The sequence below is a fragment of the Asticcacaulis sp. genome (assembly GCF_027484505.1).
Classification (GTDB): domain Bacteria; phylum Pseudomonadota; class Alphaproteobacteria; order Caulobacterales; family Caulobacteraceae; genus Asticcacaulis.
Genome location: NZ_JAIXSV010000350.1, coordinates 1 through 3,593, shown reverse-complemented (window position 1 = coordinate 3,593; position 3,593 = coordinate 1). Strand labels below are relative to the sequence as shown.

2 protein-coding genes are annotated in these 3,593 nt (G+C 60.6%); both read right to left on the bottom strand.

Annotation, left to right across the window (positions count from 1 at the left end; genetic code table 11):
* A partial coding sequence (locus tag Q0072_RS20700; RefSeq protein WP_298333714.1) for a beta-galactosidase occupies nucleotides 1-553 on the bottom strand: 553 nt, incomplete at its 3' end.
* A 142-nt stretch (nucleotides 554-695) separates the two neighbouring features.
* Nucleotides 696-3,593: TonB-dependent receptor (locus tag Q0072_RS20695; RefSeq protein WP_298333712.1), on the bottom strand; the 2,898-nt coding region annotated here is incomplete at its 5' end.

Below are 3,593 nucleotides of genomic sequence, written 5' to 3'. Positions count from 1 at the left end.
CCACCTTTTTCAGATGCGCCATCAGGGCGGCAAAGGCGCGCGCGTCGGCGTCGCGGTTGGCCGTGCTGAACGGCGTCAGGATTTCCACCCCCCGGCCCGACGGCAGGGCCACACGCGGGAACCGCTTCTGGTCGCGTTTCACCCAGGCCGGAACATAGGAGGACATGGAATTTTTCCACGCCCCGAACCATAGCAGCACCAGCCGCTGGTTCGCCGCCCGCGCATCGCGGATCAGACCGTCCAGGATGGCAAAGTCAAACCGGCCCTCCACTGGCTCCACCATCTCCCAGGAGATGGGGGCCAGCACGGTGTTCATGTTCAATTCGTTGAACAGCTTCCAGTGGGGGCGCAGGTACTCCAGACTGGAGGCCGTGGAATTACCCAGTTCCCCGCCGATGATCAGGAAAGGCTGATCATCCACAATCAGCTGCTGCGTCGTTCCCTGTTGCACCAGATGCGGCAGAGATTTGGCCGCCGCTGGAAAATGCGCGGTCAGATGCAGTGATATGACCGCTAACAATAACACCAACAGTGATTTGAACCGCACGGCCATGGCATTTCCTCGTTCGCTGGCTTGACTTGATTAGTGTTATTAATTTCCCCCACCTAGAGACCTGTCAAAGAAAAGCGGCCCGTCGGAACGGGCCGCAAGGTTGGGCCGGCATTGGGGAGAATTCCGACCCCGTGATAGCCGATCAGAACCGACCGCGCAGACCGACCGTAAAGGTGCGACCCGGCGTGAAGGAGGAGTAGGTGGCGTTCTCGAACTGGAAATAGCTGCGCTGCTTGGCGTTGGTCAGGTTCGTCACATCGAACGTGATCTGCGGCAGGCCCTTGTACCCGGTCAGCTCATCCAGATCGACGCTGGAGGAGAAGTCCCACTGCCGGTAATCATCGCTGAACAGGGCGGCAGCGGCGATGCCGTTCTGATTCAGACCGCTGGACTGCGAACCCTTGGTGAAGGTCTGAGAGATGCGGGCCGAAATGCCGCCATGTTCGTAAAAGCCGGTGAAGTTGTAAGTGTATTCGGCCACACCGATGGCTATCGCCGGGGCCGCCCCCTTGCCCTTCTGGTCGATGATAGTGGCATTGGCGATGAACCCCAGACCCGGTACGATATCTTCCAGCAGGAAGTCCAACGGCTGCACCCAGTTGAATTCCAGGCCATTGACGGTCAGGCGACCTTCGGCATTGACCTGTTGGGTCAGCACAACCGTGGCACTGTTGGGCCCGCCACGGGAGTTGATGGCGGCCTGTTGTGTCGGCGTCAGGCTGTCATAGGTCACGCCATATTGGGCCAGCGCGCTGAACGGCAGCGTGTTGGAACCATTGACGGTGAACCCGGTGATGGCCTTGCGGAACACGGCTACACCGATATAGCCCTCGCGACCCGTATAATATTCAAAGCCCAGGTCGATATTGTCGGAAATATAGGGGGCCAGCGCGGAATTGCCAACCGACCCGATATCCGCCGACGGGTTGGAGAAGTTGAGACCGGGCAACTGAGCATTGGGGTCGGGCCGGGTCATGGTCTTGGACAGCGCGGCGCGGACAACCGCATTGTCCGACACGTTGTAGGAGGCTGATGCCGAGGGCAGCCAATTGTCATACTGATTCTTGATATAGACGAAGTTGGTGACATTGGGATAACGCGCACCATCCGGCAACTGTGCCCCACCCAGGGAGGCCGGCGTATTGCGCGGATCGGGCAGGCTGACGCGACCGCCCACTTCCTGATCAGTCTGCACCCAGCGCATACCGATATTGAACCGCAGGTCTCGGCCATCCACCTGCTGGATGCCGTTCACTTCGGCATAGGCACCCAGCGTTTCTTCGCCGATGAAACCGCCCGAGGCACCGGTATTGGATGACCCGGCCTCCGGCGTAGCGCTGTGGAACTGATCATACTTGCTGTCAACGCCGAACTTGTCCCAATCCGCCACCACGAACCCGCGCGAACTTGGGCGCAGATAGTTGGCAACCGTGCTGTTGGGGATCAACGATCCGCCATAGGTGACGGCACCCGTCCGACCCGCCGTGAAGCCTGTGCCATTACCCGGATATGTCGGATAGCCGGCGGGTGCGGCCCCTGGCTGGTTCAGGCCGGCGCAGGGCGGTTGGGTGTTGGGGCCGGGCAAGAAGACGGACGGGTTGTTGCCGCAGACGGCATTCTGCCAAGCTTGACTGTTATCATAGGCACGGATGCGGCGGGTCACATCGTCCCAGGCACCGCCGACCTTCATGTTGAGGACATCATCGCCCCAGGTCAGGTTGCCACGCACGCCCTTGGTTTCGGTCCAGCGGCGTTCATCCTGCATGTTCACGCGAGCGCCGGGCCAGCCGAACTTGGTCGGGTCATTCAGGTCGATATTGGGGGTGATGCTGGGGATGCCCCCATCATTCTTATAGGTGACGGTGACGCCGGAACTGGCGGGCGTAATCACTAGGAAGGTCGGCGATTCACGGTGGAAGACCGACTTGGTGTAGTTGCCCTGAACATCGATCTTCAAATTGTCGGTGATCTGGTAATCCATGCCTGGATTGACGCTATAGAACTCCAGATCTTCGATGAACGGACGGTGCTCCAGGAAGAACTGCGCGTTGGCAAACGTACCTTCCGTCACGACGCAGCCTGCTGCGCAATCGGTGCGGTCCACCTTCATATTGATGGGGATGGCGGCACCGTTACGGCCAACCCAGTTTATGTCGATATACTGAAGGTCGTTTTCTTTCTTGCCATACATGCTGTCGAGATAGAAATGCAGGTCTTCGGTTGCCTGCAGCTCAAACGACGCGATGGCATTCATACGGTCGCGGGTGCCGAAAATCTCCGCCGGGCGACCCAGGCGCGGGATGATGGCATTGTCCAACTGCTGGACCGTCAGGCCGGGGTTGAGTGCCAGCAGCGCGGCGCGGTCCAGCGTAGCGCCAGTGGTCAGACCATTGCCGGCATTGGCGGGGACGGTGCCGGGGATGGTCCAGTTGCCACCCCCCGTGCTGTTGCAGCCCGTCGTTGCACCGCATTGTGCCGCCGTCAGGTTGGCATTGGTCCAGCCCACCGTTTCAAAGCCCGGCGTGCTGACCTGATTGCGCACGGCGGCCACACCGATCAGGGCACCGAAATTACCCCAGGTATTGCTGGCCAGCACCGACCCGCGCCCGCCCCATTTGTCGGTATTGCTATTCTTTGTCGTCTGCGCGGAATAGCTGACGCGGGCCCCGTCGCTGTCAAAGGGCCGTGCGCTGCGCATATCCACGGTACCGGCAGCCCCGCCTTCTGTCATCGACGCCGTCGGGCTTTTCGACACGGTCAACTTCGTAAACAGCTCGGTCGGGAAGATGTCCAGATCGACCTCGCGGTTGGTGTTCTGAGATCCCGTGCGACCCGTGGAGGCGACCGCCACCGGCGCGCCATTCAGCAGCACGCGGGTGAAGTTAGTGCCCAGGCCGCGAATGGCGATGTTCAGACCCTCACCCGACACTTCGCGGTTGATGGTGATGCCGGGAACGCGGTTGAAGCTTTCGGCGATGTTGGTGTCCGGGAACTTGCCGATATCCTCGGCGAAGATGCTGTCCTGGAAGCCGGTGGCGTT